The sequence below is a fragment of the Bacillus sp. BC05(2025) genome (assembly GCF_056725905.1).
The window spans coordinates 69688-85987 of record NZ_JBWYRA010000007.1 but is presented as its reverse complement, the minus strand read 5'-3'; the positions used below and the strand labels follow the sequence as shown (position 1 = coordinate 85987).

General features: G+C 34.8%; 17 protein-coding genes. 12 read left to right on the top strand and 5 right to left on the bottom strand.

The genetic code is table 11. From position 1 onward, the window contains the following. Positions 1-22 precede the first annotated feature (22 nt). The 7 genes from ACZ76X_RS20705 to ACZ76X_RS20675 all read left to right on the top strand — a co-directional run bounded on the left by ACZ76X_RS20705 (position 23) and on the right by ACZ76X_RS20675 (position 5935). Entirely contained in the window at positions 23-679 is a 657-nt protein-coding gene (locus tag ACZ76X_RS20705) for an amino acid ABC transporter permease (RefSeq protein WP_479851552.1), read from the top strand. Further along, positions 680-1324, top strand: a complete 645-nt coding sequence (locus ACZ76X_RS20700) for an amino acid ABC transporter permease (protein WP_479851551.1) — start codon at positions 680-682, stop codon at positions 1322-1324. A gap of 204 nt (positions 1325-1528) precedes the next feature. Further along, positions 1529-2950, top strand: coding sequence for an amino acid permease (locus ACZ76X_RS20695; protein ID WP_074607392.1), 1422 nt, complete (start codon positions 1529-1531; stop codon positions 2948-2950). Then, a complete protein-coding gene (locus tag ACZ76X_RS20690) occupies positions 2925-3302 on the top strand; it encodes an OsmC family protein (protein WP_479851550.1) in 378 nt (125 codons plus the stop codon). Before ACZ76X_RS20695 ends, ACZ76X_RS20690 begins: the two co-directional genes overlap by 26 nt. A 62-nt stretch (positions 3303-3364) precedes the next feature. Then, complete coding sequence (locus ACZ76X_RS20685) at positions 3365-3799, top strand: HIT family protein (protein WP_479851626.1); 435 nt, start codon at positions 3365-3367, stop codon at positions 3797-3799. A gap of 179 nt (positions 3800-3978) precedes the next feature. Beyond that, entirely contained in the window at positions 3979-4536 is a 558-nt protein-coding gene (locus ACZ76X_RS20680) for an RNA polymerase sigma factor (RefSeq protein ID WP_479851549.1), read from the top strand. Further along, entirely contained in the window at positions 4502-5935 is a 1434-nt protein-coding gene (locus ACZ76X_RS20675; protein ID WP_479851548.1) for an anti-sigma factor, read from the top strand. The genes ACZ76X_RS20680 and ACZ76X_RS20675 overlap by 35 nt, the downstream gene beginning before the upstream one ends. Positions 5936-5967: 32 nt before the next feature. Here the strand turns inward: ACZ76X_RS20675 and ACZ76X_RS20670 are convergent, their stop codons facing one another. Further along, the gene (locus ACZ76X_RS20670; RefSeq protein WP_479851547.1) at positions 5968-6921 is read right to left on the bottom strand and encodes a helix-turn-helix transcriptional regulator; all 954 of its coding nucleotides are present in this window, start codon (positions 6919-6921) and stop codon (positions 5968-5970) included. 106 nt (positions 6922-7027) lie between these two features. Here ACZ76X_RS20670 and ACZ76X_RS20665 point away from each other — a divergent pair, with 106 nt between their 5' ends. Then, the gene (locus ACZ76X_RS20665) at positions 7028-7549 is read left to right on the top strand and encodes a dihydrofolate reductase family protein (protein ID WP_479851546.1); all 522 of its coding nucleotides are present in this window, start codon (positions 7028-7030) and stop codon (positions 7547-7549) included. 19 nt (positions 7550-7568) lie between these two features. On the opposite strand, the gene ACZ76X_RS20660 is transcribed toward ACZ76X_RS20665, so the two are convergent. Beyond that, positions 7569-8954 (bottom strand): sensor histidine kinase, encoded by a 1386-nt coding sequence (locus tag ACZ76X_RS20660; RefSeq protein ID WP_479851545.1) that lies wholly within the window; start codon positions 8952-8954, stop codon positions 7569-7571. 11 nt (positions 8955-8965) lie between these two features. Further along, positions 8966-9643, bottom strand: coding sequence for a response regulator transcription factor (locus tag ACZ76X_RS20655; protein WP_479851544.1), 678 nt, complete (start codon positions 9641-9643; stop codon positions 8966-8968). Positions 9644-9817: 174 nt separating this feature from the next. On the opposite strand from ACZ76X_RS20655, the gene ACZ76X_RS20650 reads away from it, so the two are divergent. The 4 genes from ACZ76X_RS20650 to ACZ76X_RS20635 all read left to right on the top strand — a co-directional run bounded on the left by ACZ76X_RS20650 (position 9818) and on the right by ACZ76X_RS20635 (position 13480). Next, the gene (locus ACZ76X_RS20650) at positions 9818-11065 is read left to right on the top strand and encodes a cell wall-binding repeat-containing protein (protein ID WP_479851543.1); all 1248 of its coding nucleotides are present in this window, start codon (positions 9818-9820) and stop codon (positions 11063-11065) included. Positions 11066-11220: 155 nt separating this feature from the next. Further along, positions 11221-12672, top strand: coding sequence for a SulP family inorganic anion transporter (locus ACZ76X_RS20645; protein ID WP_479851542.1), 1452 nt, complete (start codon positions 11221-11223; stop codon positions 12670-12672). 65 nt (positions 12673-12737) lie between these two features. Beyond that, positions 12738-13160, top strand: coding sequence for a universal stress protein (locus tag ACZ76X_RS20640; protein WP_000277995.1), 423 nt, complete (start codon positions 12738-12740; stop codon positions 13158-13160). Between the two features lie 194 nt (positions 13161-13354). Beyond that, positions 13355-13480, top strand: coding sequence for a DUF4027 family protein (locus ACZ76X_RS20635; RefSeq protein ID WP_458466761.1), 126 nt, complete (start codon positions 13355-13357; stop codon positions 13478-13480). A gap of 106 nt (positions 13481-13586) precedes the next feature. Here ACZ76X_RS20635 and opp4A read toward each other — a convergent pair whose 3' ends face one another. Both opp4A and ACZ76X_RS20625 read right to left on the bottom strand, forming a co-directional pair. Continuing rightward, positions 13587-15368 (bottom strand): oligopeptide ABC transporter substrate-binding protein, encoded by a 1782-nt coding sequence (opp4A, locus tag ACZ76X_RS20630; RefSeq protein ID WP_479851541.1) that lies wholly within the window; start codon positions 15366-15368, stop codon positions 13587-13589. Positions 15369-15382: 14 nt separating this feature from the next. Beyond that, positions 15383-16288: an ABC transporter permease gene (locus ACZ76X_RS20625; RefSeq protein WP_000880733.1), complete on the bottom strand. Its 906-nt coding sequence runs from the start codon at positions 16286-16288 to the stop codon at positions 15383-15385. Positions 16289-16300 lie beyond the last annotated feature (12 nt).

Genomic DNA, 16300 nt, shown 5'->3' with positions numbered 1-16300 from the left:
CTAAAGAAAGAGGGGAGAATATGTGCCTGATTTTTCTATATTAACGAATAACATTGATATGTATTTAGAAGGATTTAAATATACAGTGATGTCTAGTGTAATCGCATTAATAGGCAGCTTTATTTTAGGCATAATATTAGCGGTAATGCGCATTGCACCGATTCGCATTTTAAATTGGTTGGGAGCAACTTTTGTAGAATTTGTAAGAAATATTCCACTCGTATTAATTGCATTTATATTTTATTTCGCTTTACCTGTAATAGGAATTACTTTAAATGGTTTTGTAGCAGGGACAGTTACGCTTACGGTATATACTGCAGCGTTTATTGCAGAGGTTATTCGCGCTGGTATTTTATCAGTCGCGAAAGGTCAGATGGAAGCAGCGCGTTCTTCAGGATTGACGTATATGCAAGCAATGTACCATGTTGTTTTACCTCAAGCGATGAAAATCGTAATCCCTCCTCTAGGAAATCAATTTTTAAATTTAGTAAAAAACTCTTCCATACTTGGAATTATCGCTGGAGCTGATTTAATGTATCAAGGAGACTTAATTTCAACGAAGACATTTGTTACGTTCGATGTGTATATATTTGTCGGAATGTTTTATTTAATATTAACAATTCCGCTCAGTATGCTAGTGCGTTATTTAGAAAAACGCTTAGCAAAGGAGGCGGTGTAAATGGATTTTAAGGGAGCAATAACAGGTGATCATATTCTGTTTCTATTAAAAGGATTACTTATAACACTAGAGGTAGCGCTCATAGCAATTGTACTTAGCTTTATTATTGGTAGTGTAGTAGGGATATTGCGCTACATGAAAATACCTGTCGTCTCACAAGTATTAGGAATTATCGTTGAAGTAATTCGAAACTTACCACTACTATTAATTATATTTTTCACGTATTTTGCACTTCCAGAAGCAGGCTTGAAATTAGAAATTATAACAGCTGTAATTGTTGCTTTAACAATATTTGAAGCAGCAATGATATCTGAAATTGTTCGAAGTGGTCTATTATCGATTGAAAAAGGACAGATTGAGGCCGCAAGATCTTCGGGATTAACGTATGTTCAAGCGCTTTGGCATATCATTTTACCACAGGCGTTAAGAAGAATGGTTCCACCGCTTGTTAGTCAGTTTATTTCATTGCTGAAAGATACAGCATTAGCAGTTGTTATATCACTGCCAGAGCTTATGCATAATGCTCAAATTATTAGCGGGCAAAATGTAAATTATATGATTCCAACGTTTATGGTAGTAGCTTGTATGTACTTTATCGTAAATTATAGTTTATCAATTTTATCGAGAAGATTAGAACTCCGTTAACCTTTACAATATCTGTAAAGGTTTTTCCTTGTTTCTCCTTATTTTCCTTTAATTATAATCTTAATCTCGCGATAATTCGATTTTTTATATTATTTTATCAGAAAAGTTTTAATTTTATATAGAAAATGTAATCGCTTTCGTGTATATTTTTATTATCAGAAAATTTTAACAAGATATAGGGGTATTTGTAGGGGGAGGATTTAGATGCAGCAACCAACGAATGAGAAATTACATCGTACGATGAAGAGTAGACATTTATTTATGATTGCACTAGGTGGTGTAATCGGGACTGGTTTTTTCTTAGGTTCAGGTTACACCATTAATCAGGCTGGACCAGGGGGAGCCATCCTTTCCTATTTAGTGGGCGGATTTATTATGTATTTAACAATGCTTTGTCTTGGAGAGTTAACGGTAGCGATGCCAGTTTCAGGTTCTTTCCAAAAGTATGCGACGAAGTTTATTGGGCCAGGAACGGGCTTTATGATTGGCTGGCTATATTGGCTTGGCTGGGCAGTAACAGTAGGACTAGAATTAACGTCAATCGGTTTAATGATGAAAAGATGGTTTCCGAATGTTGATGTTTGGGTATGGTGTCTCGTATTCGGCATTATTTTATATGCGTCAAACGCAATTTCGGCGAAAAGTTATGCTGAATTAGAATTTTGGTTCTCTAGTATTAAAGTAGTTACCATTCTTGCCTTTGTTGTTCTTGGTGGTAGTGCATTATTAGGGTTTATATCATATGACGGAAAAGAAGCAGCACCTCTTTTTTCTAACTTTGTAAGCGATGGTGGATTATTCCCGAATGGACTAGCTGCCGTATTACTTACGATGATTACAGTTAACTTCTCGTTCCAAGGAACAGAGTTAATCGGGATTGCAGCGGGAGAAAGTGAAAATCCAGAAAAAACAATTCCACGCGCGATCCGTAATACAGTATGGCGCATTATGTTATTCTTCATTTTAACAATGACGATTTTAGTAGGGTTAATTTCTTGGAAAGAAGCTGGCGTAATTGAAAGTCCATTCGTAGTCGTATTTGATAAAATCGGTATTCCGTATGCAGCTGATATTATGAACTTCGTTATTATTACAGCGTTACTATCTGTAGCGAATTCAGGATTATATGCGGCAACTCGTATACTATGGTCACTTGCAAATGAAGGAATGGCACCAAAGTCTTTCCAGAAAGTAAATAAACGTGGTATTCCAATTACAGCGTTAGTTGTAACAATTGCTGTAGCTGCGTTATCTTTATTAACAAGCTTCCTTGCAGAAGATACAGTATACATGTACTTATTATCTATAGCTGGTTTATCGGCTGTTTCAAGTTGGATTATTATTGCTTTATCGCAACTTCGCTTTAGAAGTCAGTATATAAAAGGCGGAGGAAAGTTAGAGGACTTAAAGTATAGAACACCACTATACCCAATCGTTCCAATTTTGGCTTTAATTACAAATAGTATCGTTGTTATTAGTTTAGCGTTTATTCCAGAACAAAGAATGGCATTATATTGTGGTATTCCATTTATCATTTTCTGCTACATATATTATTATATAAATAAGAAACGGCAGAAACCGATGAAGGTGGAGACAACTAATGAAACTAACAATCAAACACGATGATATTGAGGCAGATTTATCGTATGGTCAATTAGCGATTGGAAAAGAAAACGGGTATTCACCGTTACAATTACTCGTTTCTTCTATCGCAGGATGTAGTGCAATTGTCTTTCGAACAATTTTAGAAAAGAAACGTATTACATACGATACGTTTACAATTGAAACGGAAATTGGTAGAAGTGAAGCTTTATCAAAACCAGTTGAAAGTGTTCATTTGCACTATAAAATTAAAGCACAAAACATTACAGAAGAGCAGTTGGACAAGGCACTGCAACTTGCAGTGAAAAATTGTACGGTTGTTCAATCGGTGAAAGATAGTATACAAGTTACGGAAACAATTGAACTAATAAAGTAAAACAGAAAAACGTGAGAGTACGGCTCTCACGTTTTTCTGTTTTAGAGAGAGGGGAAAGTATGATGGAATGTTTAGGGTGTAAATTAGCAAACGAAGAGGAAAAAATATATAAAGTATATGAAGATGACTATGTAACATGTTTTTTAGATCATGAACCTTTCTATCCAGGTCATACTTTAATTGTGCCAAAGCAGCATGTTGTAGAAGTAGATGAATTAAATGATGTTGTAGCAAAATCCGTTATGGATGCTTCTAAGCTTATTGCAAAAGCGATTAGGATAGTATATAAACCTGACGGAGTTACAGTTTGTCAAAATGGTGGAGTATTTAACGAGTTAACACATTATCATATGCATGTCGTACCAAGATATAAAGAACGCTCATTTGCTGAGTTTTATATGGTACAACCGGGAGAAAAGGAGAGTCATAACTTGGAGGAGACACAGAATTTGTTAAAAGAAGCGATAGAGCAAATGCAGTTTGCGGAAAAGGTGTAAGAGGGATGTTATTAAAGCGGCAGTTAGGAAAATTTTAATATTAAAAAGCCCAATTTCTTAGTTAAAATAGAGAAATTGGGCTTTTGTTTATTCTATTATTAAATTTTAACTATAAAAAGATGCTGTAGTGTCACAAAGTATATCGCTCATTCGTTATATAGAGTGAGAGGAGGAATTATATGAAAGTTACAAACAACGATTATGAAAAGATGGAAGAGCTATACGAATTATACGAGCAAAAAATTTATTACGTAGCTTATTCTATTTTAAATAATATTCAGCAAGCAGAAGATGCAGTTCAAGAGACGTTTATTACTCTTTATAAGAACTTGGAAAAGCTCCATAACTTGGCTACTCAAGAGCTTAAACGTTACATTTTGAGGGTCGCGAAAAACAAGGCAATTGATAGTTACCGGAAAAATAAACGACATGAAACATTTTTAGAAGAATATGAAAGAGAATCAGTAGAGGCAGTAGATGAAAATATTGAAGAGTGGGAAAAACGTAAAATGTCTGAGCTTCAAATTGATGCATTGCTAAAAGGGTTAAACGAATCTAACAGACAGGTGTTTAAGTATAAAGTCTTCTATAACTTAACGTATCAAGAAATTTCAAGTGTCATGGGGATAACGGAGGTCAATGTCCGCAAGCAGTTTGAACGTGCTCGAAAACGAGTCCAAAATATGATAGGAGGTATACAACATGACGAATTCAAAGAACTCCAAAGAAATATATGAACTTGCTGAAAAAATTGCTTTAGATGATTTTGATAAACTTGAAGAACAACATGAATTTTCACATACATATACGCGCAAAAAGAAATTGTTTATGGAGGAAATGAAGCTGCAAGATGGACAACCGCAGAAAAAGCGTAAAAAACATCGTATGTTAATCGCTGCTGCTTGCTTATTGATTGGTATGCCGACCACTGTTTTTGGTGCAGTGAAAGTCTATAATATGATTGTTCAAAAACAAAATTATGAAGTAAATGTGTCGGTAACAAACAAGGACTCGAAAAGGGCTGACAAGTGGTATAAATTGAAAATCGATAAATTACCAGAAAATATGGAAGCAATTGATGATAGTGCTATGAAATATTCATTTAAAGATAACTACGCAAAGGGTGGATTTTCATTCGCTCTTCGGAGAGTAGGGGAGAATACAGATTTTCAAACTCTGTATTCGAAAAGTTACGAAGAAAAAGAGATAAATGGTAGGAAAGCAGTAATTGTCCATAAAGAAACAGGAAACAACAATATAATGTTTGACAGAAAGGTCTTTCTCTTTTTTGAGAAAGAAGGGATTATGTTAGAAAGTTATATTGGATCCGATGTAAACGAAGAACAAATGATGGAAGTGTTAGGGAGCATTTCACTTGAGCCTACGTCAAAAGAAAAAGCATCACATATAGTAGATTATGATGAAAATCGTTTTAGCAAAGCAGATGAACGGAAAAAAACTAAGGTTATTCCTTTGAAAAAAGATAGCAAACGACTATTTCATATAGGGCAAAAGGTTCCGGTAACTATAATCATGGATAATAGCCAAATTGAATATGTGATAGAAAAAGTTGAAGTTTTTGATTCAATCAAAGATTTTAAACAAGAAAACTTTTATGAACTTGGCTTAGAAATACTAAGCAGGAATCAGGCTTTGGATCAAGAGGGACAATTGCTACCATACAGACGAGATGAATATAAACTCGGAAATGGTAAAGATTCAATTGATACATTAATAGAATCAAAATTAGTTAGTCCTAAATTTGTTTACTTAACAACAACAGTGAAAAATATAGGTAAACAGAAGACAGAAGAAATTTATATGCATCCATCCATAAAGTTGCTTAAATCTGAAGGGAATGCATGGAACTACGCTGAAAGAGATGGAATTGAGGAAAAAAATATTATGACAGGCGAAGTTGATTATTTAGAACCTCACGGAGATGGAAAAAGCTTTTATAATATTGGCAGTATCCGACCAGGACAAACGGTAAATGTTAAGTTAGGTTATTTTGTAGATGAGGATAAATTAGGTTCACTTTTCCTTGAAGCTTTCCGTTATAGTGGTTCTAGTGGAACTGAGAATATGAATGAGAAAAATCGTTGGTGGTTCGATATTCGTCAACAATCAAAATAATAGAAACAAACCGACGAAAAAACTGCTTATATTTAGCAGCCTTTTTCGTCTCCATACATATGTAAAATTTCTTTTGCACGTATACGTAAACCATCTATCAATTCTGTCGGTTCTAAAACTTTTGCATCTTTTCCGAGTCTATAAAATAAAGGGGTAATAAAATTGATTTCTCCTTTATCAATGGTTGAATTTATATATCCTGTCCCATCCTCGTTTACTATAACGAATTCCTCAAGATAAGGAACGCTTTTACACTGGCGTAAACCTTCTGTTGTTAGTAAAACATGTAACTGAGTAGGACTATGTATTACGTTAGAGTTAGAGGCAAACCACTCTTCTAAATTCATGAATGTATCTTCATTTTCTTCCGTTGATAATATAGAAAGAATACGATCAATGCGATACAGTAATACTTTTTTTCTACTGAAGTCATAGGATGGTAAGTACCATAGCCCATCATGAGCATATACACCGATAGAGTGGACATGTTTTGTTTTTATCCCTGATTTAGATTCGTATTGAAAGTGTAAATTTTTATTTTCAATAGCCGCAGTTAATACTTCGTTTAAAAGAGGTGTATCAATCGTTCTCTTCGGATTCCAAAAAGCGATATAAGAACGTATTTTATCAACTTTCGTTTTTGCATCATGTTGTAGAGAGCTATACAGTTTATGCGTAACGGAATTGATTTCTGTGTTAAAAGGTAAGTTTCTGTAGTAGCTTAAAGATTGAAATGCAAAAAAGATGGAGACTGCTTCTTCTTCCGTAAATAAAATAGGGGGAATGACTCTATTTGTTAATACTTTATATCCTCCATTGCGACCCTGTTCTGCATAAATAGGTAAACCCATATCACTTAAATCTACAATGTATCTATGGACAGTGCGCACGGAAATATTAAATTCATCAGCTATTTCTTGAGCTGTAAATGTTTTTTTGGCAGAAGCAAATATAAGAATATCTAATAAGCGTTTAGCTTTTGACAAATGTATCACCTTTTTCTTTTTAACATGACATAAAGTGTCATGTTTTATTGTTAGTATATTGTTTACATCATAATGTTATCAAGATGAAACACAAGGAGGAAAAGAGATGTCACGTGAAATTGTTTTATTTATTGCGGCGAGTTTAGATGGATATATTGCGAAAGAAAATGATGATTTAGAGTGGTTAATGGAAACGGAAGGAGAGGGAGATAACGGTTATACAGAAATGTATGAAACAATTGATACAATAATCATGGGAAAAAGAACGTACGATTATGTAGTAGAGCATATAGAACCATTCCCGTATGTAGATAAAAAATGTTATGTTTTTTCTAACTCAGAAAAAGGTTCAAACGAACACGTAGAGTTTGTAAATGAAGATGTAGTGGAGTTTACAAAAAGGTTAAAAGCACAAGAAGGATCTAAAATATGGATGGTCGGTGGAGGAAGTCTACTAAGAGAATTCTTTAAGAATAATTTAATTGATGAATATGTTGTTACAATTACACCGCATATATTAGGTTCTGGAGTTCCGTTATTCCAAGATAAGAACCCGGAAATTAATTTAACTTTAACAGATACGAAACGTTTTGGGCAATTTGTAAATTTATATTATAAAGTAAAATGATACAAAAACACGACTACCATCAATAGTCGTGTTTTTGTATAGATGGCAATGAAATAATAAAGCAAGATCCGTGATTGAATTCGCTTGTTACAGTAATATTCCCGCCGTGTAGCTCTACAATTTCTTTCACGATAGATAGCCCTAAACCAGTTCCACCGGTAGCTCGTGATCTTGCTTTATCAACTCGATAAAAGCGATCGAAAATGTGAGGGAGATCTTCAGACGGAATACCTTCGCCTTCATCTTCAATTGTAATAGAAATACTTTTATGTTCTTCTATAACAGAAATGTTTATATGAGAATGTTCTTTTGAATGTCTATAAGCGTTATTTAAAATGTTCATCACAACTTGTTCGAATCGTTGTTCATCTAAGTTTACTAGCAGAGTAGGAGGGCAAGAGAAAGAAACTGTAATGTACCTTTCTTTATACATAGCATTTACTTTTTCGACTATGCGAGTCAGGAAGGTGTGTAAATGTACTTCCTTTACTTGAATAGAAAAGTTATGTTGTTCCATTTGTGCAAGTGAAAATAAATCTTGAACTAAGTTTGTAATGTAATCAGACTCATCTTTTATGATAGATAAATATCGCAACCGTTGCTCAGGAGATGTGCTTTCTTTTAAAGCAATGTCAGCGTAGCCTCTTACGTACGTTAATGGTGTTCGTAATTCGTGAGCAACGCTTGCTAGAAATTCACTTCGCTCTGTTTTCATATAATGTAAATCATTAGCAAGCGTTTGAATAGACGATGCTAGTTCACCAATTTCATCATTTCGAGTAGTCGTTAATGAAACTGATAAATCACCTTTACTCAGTTTTTCAGTGGCATGTTTCATGTGTAACAATGGTTTTGTTAACAACCGTGATAAGAGAAAGATAGTAATGGCTGTTAATAGAAACGTAATGACTCCGGCAATAATGAATTGTATTGTTAGCCCATTCACCATTTTTTCAATAGATTTTGTCCCAAGAAACATGTACACATAGCCTTCATGTTTTCCATCTACTACAATGGGACTAACTGTACATATATAATTAGATGTTTTCCAATGATTCTCTATAATTGCGCCTTCATGATCTGTCCGTGTTTGCATCTTTTCAATATGCTTTTTTATAGTAGTATTTATTTCGTTGGATTTGGCTAGTACATCCTTATTTGCATTTGTAATAACAACAGTCGTTTCGGCTTCGGATTCCATTAGCGCAACATGTGAGATTGTTTGCTTATCAAAATACTTTTCAAGGACATCTCTGTGACTATTTCCGCGCTTTAATAAAGCTGTCATTTCTTCATTTACTCTATTGTTGACAAGGCTATAATAAAGCAAGACAAATAGAACACTTTCGATTAAAAGTGTAACAATTAAAAAATAAAATCCGAGCTGAATAGAAATTCGTTTCATCGTTTTGCTCCTTAATCTAAAGTATCAATCCATCGATACCCGACTCCGTAAACCGTTTTTAAATGGTGATCAATAGGGAAATTTACTTTTCGTAGTTTATCACGTAAATTGCGAATATGTGAATCGACTGTTCGATCTTCTGTATTTGTATTTAATCCCCAAATTCGTTCAATGAGCTGATCACGACTTAATACGTAGTTCACATGACGTAAAAATAATCCGAGTAAAGAGAATTCGATTGGAGTGAGAAGAAGTTCTTCATTATCGACAGAGACGAAATGCTTTGCCTCATCCCATAAAATTCCATGATATTGGATTTGCGCGTGTTGATTCGTTCGCCTTAAAACAGCTTCAATTCTTGCGAAAAGCTCCTCTTCATGGAAAGGTTTCGTTACGTAATCATCCGCTCCGAGTTTTAACCCTTGGATGACATCTACTGTTTGATCACGAGCAGTTACCATAATGATAGGAACGTTACTAAATGATCGAATTCTTTTGCACGTTTCCCACCCATCCATCTTTGGCATCATAATATCAAGTAAAACAAATTTGAAGTTTCGATTTTCTATATGTGAAATAGCTTCTTCCCCGGACACTGCACATACGCAGTTGTATCCGATTGGAGTAAGATAAAGTGTTAATAATTCAAGCATTCTTGGTTCATCATCTACGAGTAGTATATCGACCATAGAGTACCTCCGCATTTGTAGTTATTACTTAAATTGTAAGTCAAAATCATGAAGAAATGGTGCAGATTATCATGCATCTGCATAATTTCTTCAGAATTGCTTGTTATTGTAAAGTTGAAATTCCATTTTAGGTAATGATATTGGCTCGAAAACGATTTATACGGAGGCGGTATAGTGAAAAAGATGACCCGAATCTTTGGGATAACAATAATTACAGCAGTTGGTCTTGCTGCATGTGGACAAACGAACACGGATCATAAAAATCATGAATCGAAAGAAGAGAAAAAAACAGAGCAAAAGGAGATGAAAATGAATCAGGAGGTAACTGCGCCGAAAGAAATGAACGAAGGTGCATCGAATGATTTATTAACGACAAGCTTAAAAAATGTAACGAGATTAAACACAAACGATCCTTTGCAAATGGCAGTATTAACTTCGCAAACGATATGGCCAGCAACGCATAAAGAGAATCAGCCAGGCGCTGTTATTTTAGTACCAATAAACGAGTGGCAATTAGGTATTGCAAGTGCAGACCTGATTCATCATCCAAATAACGGACCGATTCTATTTATAGAAAAAGAAAAGGTACCCGAAATGACGTTAAAAGAAATAAAACGATTAAATCCGCTCGGAACGAAAGATGGAACACAAATTATGGTGATGGGGGATGTCGGCGCATCTACCCTTGAGCAATTAAAAGATTATAAAGTAAAGCAAATAAAAGAAACGGATCCAGCTACATTTGCTAAAGATGTGGATAAAGAATATGCCGATATAACAGGAAGCTACCCGAATAGTGTTATTATCGGTTCGTCTGAAGAAGAAGGACGTTTATATACAACACCAGCTGTAAATTGGATCTCTCATATGCCAGAACCACTTTTATATACAGAGAAAGATAAGGTGCCAGAAGCAACGATAGAGGCATTAAAGGTGAGAAAAGAGAGAGTGAATATATATGTATTAGGACCAGAAAAAATCATTTCAAAAGCAGTGGAAAAAGAGTTAAGTAAATACGGGAAAGTAACGCGTATTAGTGGTGAGACCCCAACAGAAAATTCTGTTGCCTTTGCGAAGTTTAAAGATGAAAAAACAAAATTTGGATGGGGGTTCACAAAACCAGGTCATGGTTTATCATTCGTTTCAAGCAAAACACCAGACTTAGCAGTCGCAGGAGCACCATTTTCACATATGGGTAAACACGCACCTGTCGTATTGTTAGAAGAAGGTAAAGCTTCACAACCAGTGTATGACTTCCTTGCTACTATTCAGCCGAAATTTAAAGATGACCCAACGCTTGGACCGTATAATCACGGTTTCTTATTAGGAAGTACGAGTGATATTTCATTTGAAACACAAGGTATATTGGATGAGAGGTTAGAGATTGTACAAGAAAGTGGTCAAGGGCACGGTGGACATTAATGAAATGAGAGAAGACGCTATGAAGGTAGCGTCTTTTTTTAGGAAACTTTTACATAGCGCAAAATCCTCTACTCGTTATATAATAGCCTTCGTGCAGTCGGCTTAGATTTTCTTATGGAGAAAATCAAATGAGAAAAGAGTAGAGGAGTGGTATTTTGTTTCAAACGATAAAAAATGATTGGTTCTCCAACGTGAAAGGAGATGTGCTATCAGGAATTGTCGTTGCTTTAGCGTTAATTCCTGAAGCGATCGCTTTCTCAGTTATTGCAGGTGTGGATCCGACCGTTGGATTATACGCAGCCTTTTGTATTGCAGTTACCATTTCATTTGTTGGCGGAAGAACTGGGATGATTTCAGCTGCAACAGGTGCAATGGCATTGTTAATGGTGACGCTCGTGAAAGATCATGGTTTGCAATATTTATTTGCTACAACGATATTAACGGGGATTGTCCAAATTATTTTTGGTGTGTTCAAACTGAGCTCATTTATGAAGTTTGTTCCGAAATCTGTTATGAGTGGTTTTTTAAATTCACTTGGAATTTTAGTTTTTACAGCGCAATTGCCACATTTTAAAAATGCCGCTTGGCAAATGTATGCACTTGTCGCATTAGGACTTGTAATTATATATGTATTCCCACGTATTACGACGGCTGTACCGTCTACACTTATTTCTATTATTATTGTGACAAGTATTGCAATTATGAGCGGATTACAGTTAAAAACAGTAGGGGATATGGGAAGCTTGCCGAAAGAATTACCGTTCTTTAGCATGCCTGATGTGCCTTTTACACTTGAGACATTAGGGATTATTTTACCGTATGCAGTTATGCTTGCAATTATCGGTTTACTAGAGTCTTTATTAACAGCGTCAGTTTTAGATGATATGACGCATACGGAAAGTAATAAACATAAAGAAGCACGTGGGCAAGGTATTGCAAACATTGTTGCTGGTTTCTTCGGAGGAATGGCAGGATGTGCAATGATTGGACAATCTGTTATTAATATTAAATCAGGTGGACGCGGTCGTTTATCAACATTTGTAGCAGGCGGATTTTTAATCGTATTACTATTCGTTTTAGGTGACTATGTCGTGCATATTCCGATGGCAGCATTAGTTGCAGTTATGATTATGGTTTCAATCGGAACATTTGATTGGAACTCTGTAACAACGATTCATAAAGTACCAAAAGGGAATGCATTTGTTATGATCGTAACAGTTGTGATTGTCTTAATTACACATAATTTAGCATTAGGTGTAATTATCGGAACAGTAATTAGTGCGGTTTTATTTGCATTCAATATGGCAAAGATTCACGTGAAACATTTATATATTGAAAATAAGAAAATATACGAAATTCATGGTCAACTTTTCTTTGCATCTACAGCGGACCTTATAAATCACTTTTCATTTGAGAAAGATGTAAAAGAAATTGAGTTGAATTTTACTCACGCACACGTATGGGATGATTCAGCGGTAGCAGCAATTGATAAAGTTATTATGAAGTATGAACAAAGTGGCGTGAAAGTAAGTATAACGGGATTAAATGAACGAAGCTCGAAGATTATTTCAAATTTAGCTACTTATAATAAAAGAATTGCTAGTTAGAAGCCTCCTTTTTAGGGGGCTTTATTATATAATACGAGTAGGATAACGAAAAGGGGATTCAGCATATGTACAAACAAATTATATTAGCATGTGACGGCTCTGAACATGCGCTTCGAGCAGCGGAACATGCAACATATATTGCGAAATGTAGTGAAGAAACAAATGTTGAAGTTGTGTACGTAGTAGATAATAGAACAGCAAAATCAGATATTATACAAGGCCAAACAGATTTAGAAACAATATCGGCTAGCCGAAAAGATAAATTAAAAGAGATTGAAGGTTTATTAAAGAAAGAGAACATCCCTTATACAATTACAATATTACATGGTGATCCTGGAGATACAATCGTTCAATATGTAAATACAGGGGATATAGACCTTGTTATAGCTGGAAGTAGAGGTTTAAATACACTGCAAGAGATGGTGCTTGGTAGTGTAAGTCATAAAATAGCAAAACGAGTGAAATGCCCGGTGATGATTATAAAGTGAAATAGAATGTAACTAAGACCTTAGGATAGCTAGGGTCTTTTTTTATGTATAAATGCCCCTTAATTGTGGGAATACTAGATATATAAGCTAAAAAGATGTTAACTTACAAATTTGTAAGTTTGTTGTTAGTGAAATCGATGTTATGAAAATTATTCCATTGGTAAAATAAACATATCGAAGGGGAGAGAGGGAGGATGAAAAAGATGAAAGTATTTCAAAATTTATCATATAGCCAAGGTGTCGGTCTTATTTGTTTAGGGGGATTTGCTGCATCCGTTACGTTAGCTGTTGTAATAAAGATGATTCATCAAATCTTTTAATAGTAGAGTCGGGAAGGAATTGGTTGTTATACTTAGTAAGAGAAGGATTGTAAATAAAAAATAGCTCTTAGCAGTAGTAAGTAAATGCTAAGAGCTATTTTTATGATTATTTTTCTACTTCTGGCTTCTCACTTGTTACAGTAACGTCTTTCCAATGTGAAGTAATTTGGTTCACTTCAGTGTTGACATTGAAACCTTTCACGCGCTTATTAACACCTGTTAAATCGAATGTGTAATGAATTGGAATCATCGGTGCCTCGTCATGAATTAATTTTTGCCATTTATCGTATACTTCTTTACGATATTTTTCATCAGTAGCTTTTTCTGATAAGCCAGCGTCTAATAATTTAGTATTTTCATCATTTACCCAGCGTTGATAGTTGAATCCAGCATTTTTACCCCATAGACCAGAAAGGTCCGGATCAGAACCAGTGTTCCAAGCACCAGAGAAAATATCAACCTTTGGATCATCTTTTTTAATCATGTCACGCATAGCATTAAATTCATGTAATCGTCCGTCAACAAGTTCTACTTTTAAGCCGATATCTTTCCAAGATTGAATATAGAATTTAGCCAGTGGTTCACTTGTTTCGCTACCGTTACTAGCTAGGAAGTTAATTTTAAATTCATTACCTTTTGGATCCTCACGGAATCCGTCACCATTTTTATCTTTATAGCCAGCTTCATCTAATAGTTTTTTCGCTTTATCTACATCTAAGTTATATGCCCCAACATCGTTATTATGATACTTTGGCATAGATGGTGGAATTGGAGAGTTAGCTGGAACGCGAAGTCCGTGATATACTTTCTCTGCTAATTTTTCTCTATCAATTGCATGTGCCATCGCTTGACGTAAACGAACGTCTTTGAATTTATCTTTATCCATTACAGCTTCGTTCTTTGCTTTGTCCATATGTCCGAACTTAAATCCGATATAAGTGTAAGCAAGGTCAGTTTTACCAATTAGTTGTGTGTTTTTTAATTTATTTACGTTCGGATATTGATCAGCGGTAATTGCTGCAATATCAATATCACCTTTTTTCAGAGATGCACTAACAATAGATGGATTTACAACTTTTAATGTTACATTTTTTAACTTTGGTTTACCAGCCCAATAGTCATCGAAGCGCTCATACTCAACTGATTCACCAGGAACGATTTTCTTCACTTTAAATGGTCCGAATCCAATTGGATTTTGACGAATCTTATCAGATTCAGCTAGTTTTTCAATTGGTACGTCGCCTAAATATTTTTTAGGTGTAGGATATGTCCAAATACCAGTTTTCAGTGAAGGGTTTACTTCTTTATAAGTAATAGAAATTGTTTTTGGATCGACTACTTTAATACCAGAAATTTTGTCAGCTTTTCCAGTATGATATTCTTCCATCCCTTCAATCATTTGCATTTGTGTATCGTAACGGATACCTGTATATTTACTATTACCAATAATTAAGTAAGAGTATTCCAAATCCTCAGCTGTTACAGGATTACCGTCGTGCCATTTTACATTATCTTTAACTTTAATAGTAATTGTTTTTTTATCTTCAGAAATTGTATACGTTGCAGCACCGTCATTTGTAATTTCCCAGTTTTTATCTGTAGCTAATAATTGTTCATCAAAGAAATCCATAATTTCTGAATCTGGAGCAACTTCATATAGTACTCTACTTAAAACACCAGCAAAAGGTGAATTTGAAACGAGTCCATATGTTAATGATCCGTCTTTAATCTCTTTGCCATCATTTTTTACAGCAGCACTAAATTTATTTGTTTCTACTTTTTTCGTATTTGCTTTTTTGCTACCGCTATCAGCACCCCCACATGCAGATAGTAATAATGTTGAAGCAGCAAGTGTACTTAATACTTTGTACAGTTTTGGTTTGTTCATAACTTCTCCACCCCTTATCCTTTTCTTTGTCTCGCATCAGCCGCACGTTTTAACGCTTGACCAATAAAATTTATACACAGCATCAACACTAAAATCATGATTGATGCGGGTAACCAAATCCACCATTTTTCTTGCAATACATCTGGGTTTGTTGCGTAACTTACAAGTGTACCAAGACTCGGTGTACTTTCTGGTAGACCAAATCCTAAGTAAGTCAAACTAGATTCAATCCCGATGTTACCAGCAAGATTTAATGTAATATTTACGATAATAATAGAACTTAAATTAGGTAATATTTGCTGAAAGATAATCTTCCAATTTGGTGTTCCTAACGTTTTGGATGCAGATACGTAATCAAGTTCTTTCTCAGTTAATACTTTAGAGCGTATAAGCCTTGCTTTTCCGACCCATAAGAAAGCGGTCATTATGAGAATAAATGTAGTAATATTGAAAGTTGGAACGAGTGAGATAAATACGATAACAATCATTAAGAATGGCAAAATCATCATAAAATCGATAAAACGCATGATGATGTTATCGACAACTCCTCCAAAATAGCCAGCAATTAGTCCCATCGTAAGACCGATAAGAGTTGATAAAAGAGTGATGGCTAAACCAACTGTAAAGGAATTACGTGTACCAATAATTAATTGTCCGAAAATATCACGGCCACCATAATCAGTTCCTAGCCAATGTTCAGCTGAAGGAGGATCATAAATGGCGAACAAATCGACTCGAACGATATCTTCTTGTTTCATAATAAATGAAGTTGTATAAACGGCTATTAATATTAAAGCTAAAAAGAATAGGGAAAACATTGCTAGTTTATCTTTACGAAATTCTCGCCACATAATGGAGAAACCAGAAGGGCTCTTTTCGTAATGAATGACTTCAGTTTGTTTTTCAGGATTTGCTAACATAACGTTTCTTCA

Excerpts from the sequence above, each read along its gene's own strand:
- ACZ76X_RS20700 (WP_479851551.1), top strand. The coding sequence starts at position 680 with ATGGATTTTAAGGGAGCAATAACAGGTGATCATATTCTGTTTCTATTA.
- ACZ76X_RS20695 (WP_074607392.1), top strand. The coding sequence starts at position 1,529 with ATGCAGCAACCAACGAATGAGAAATTACATCGTACGATGAAGAGTAGA.
- ACZ76X_RS20690 (WP_479851550.1), top strand. The coding sequence starts at position 2,925 with ATGAAACTAACAATCAAACACGATGATATTGAGGCAGATTTATCGTAT.
- ACZ76X_RS20685 (WP_479851626.1), top strand. The coding sequence starts at position 3,365 with ATGGAATGTTTAGGGTGTAAATTAGCAAACGAAGAGGAAAAAATATAT.
- ACZ76X_RS20680 (WP_479851549.1), top strand. The coding sequence starts at position 3,979 with ATGAAAGTTACAAACAACGATTATGAAAAGATGGAAGAGCTATACGAA.
- ACZ76X_RS20675 (WP_479851548.1), top strand. The coding sequence starts at position 4,502 with ATGACGAATTCAAAGAACTCCAAAGAAATATATGAACTTGCTGAAAAA.
- ACZ76X_RS20665 (WP_479851546.1), top strand. The coding sequence starts at position 7,028 with ATGTCACGTGAAATTGTTTTATTTATTGCGGCGAGTTTAGATGGATAT.
- ACZ76X_RS20660 (WP_479851545.1), bottom strand. The coding sequence starts at position 8,954 with ATGAAACGAATTTCTATTCAGCTCGGATTTTATTTTTTAATTGTTACA.
- ACZ76X_RS20655 (WP_479851544.1), bottom strand. The coding sequence starts at position 9,643 with ATGGTCGATATACTACTCGTAGATGATGAACCAAGAATGCTTGAATTA.
- ACZ76X_RS20640 (WP_000277995.1), top strand. The coding sequence starts at position 12,738 with ATGTACAAACAAATTATATTAGCATGTGACGGCTCTGAACATGCGCTT.
- ACZ76X_RS20635 (WP_458466761.1), top strand. The coding sequence starts at position 13,355 with ATGAAAAAGATGAAAGTATTTCAAAATTTATCATATAGCCAAGGTGTC.
- opp4A (WP_479851541.1), bottom strand. The coding sequence starts at position 15,368 with ATGAACAAACCAAAACTGTACAAAGTATTAAGTACACTTGCTGCTTCA.
- ACZ76X_RS20625 (WP_000880733.1), bottom strand. The coding sequence starts at position 16,288 with ATGTTAGCAAATCCTGAAAAACAAACTGAAGTCATTCATTACGAAAAG.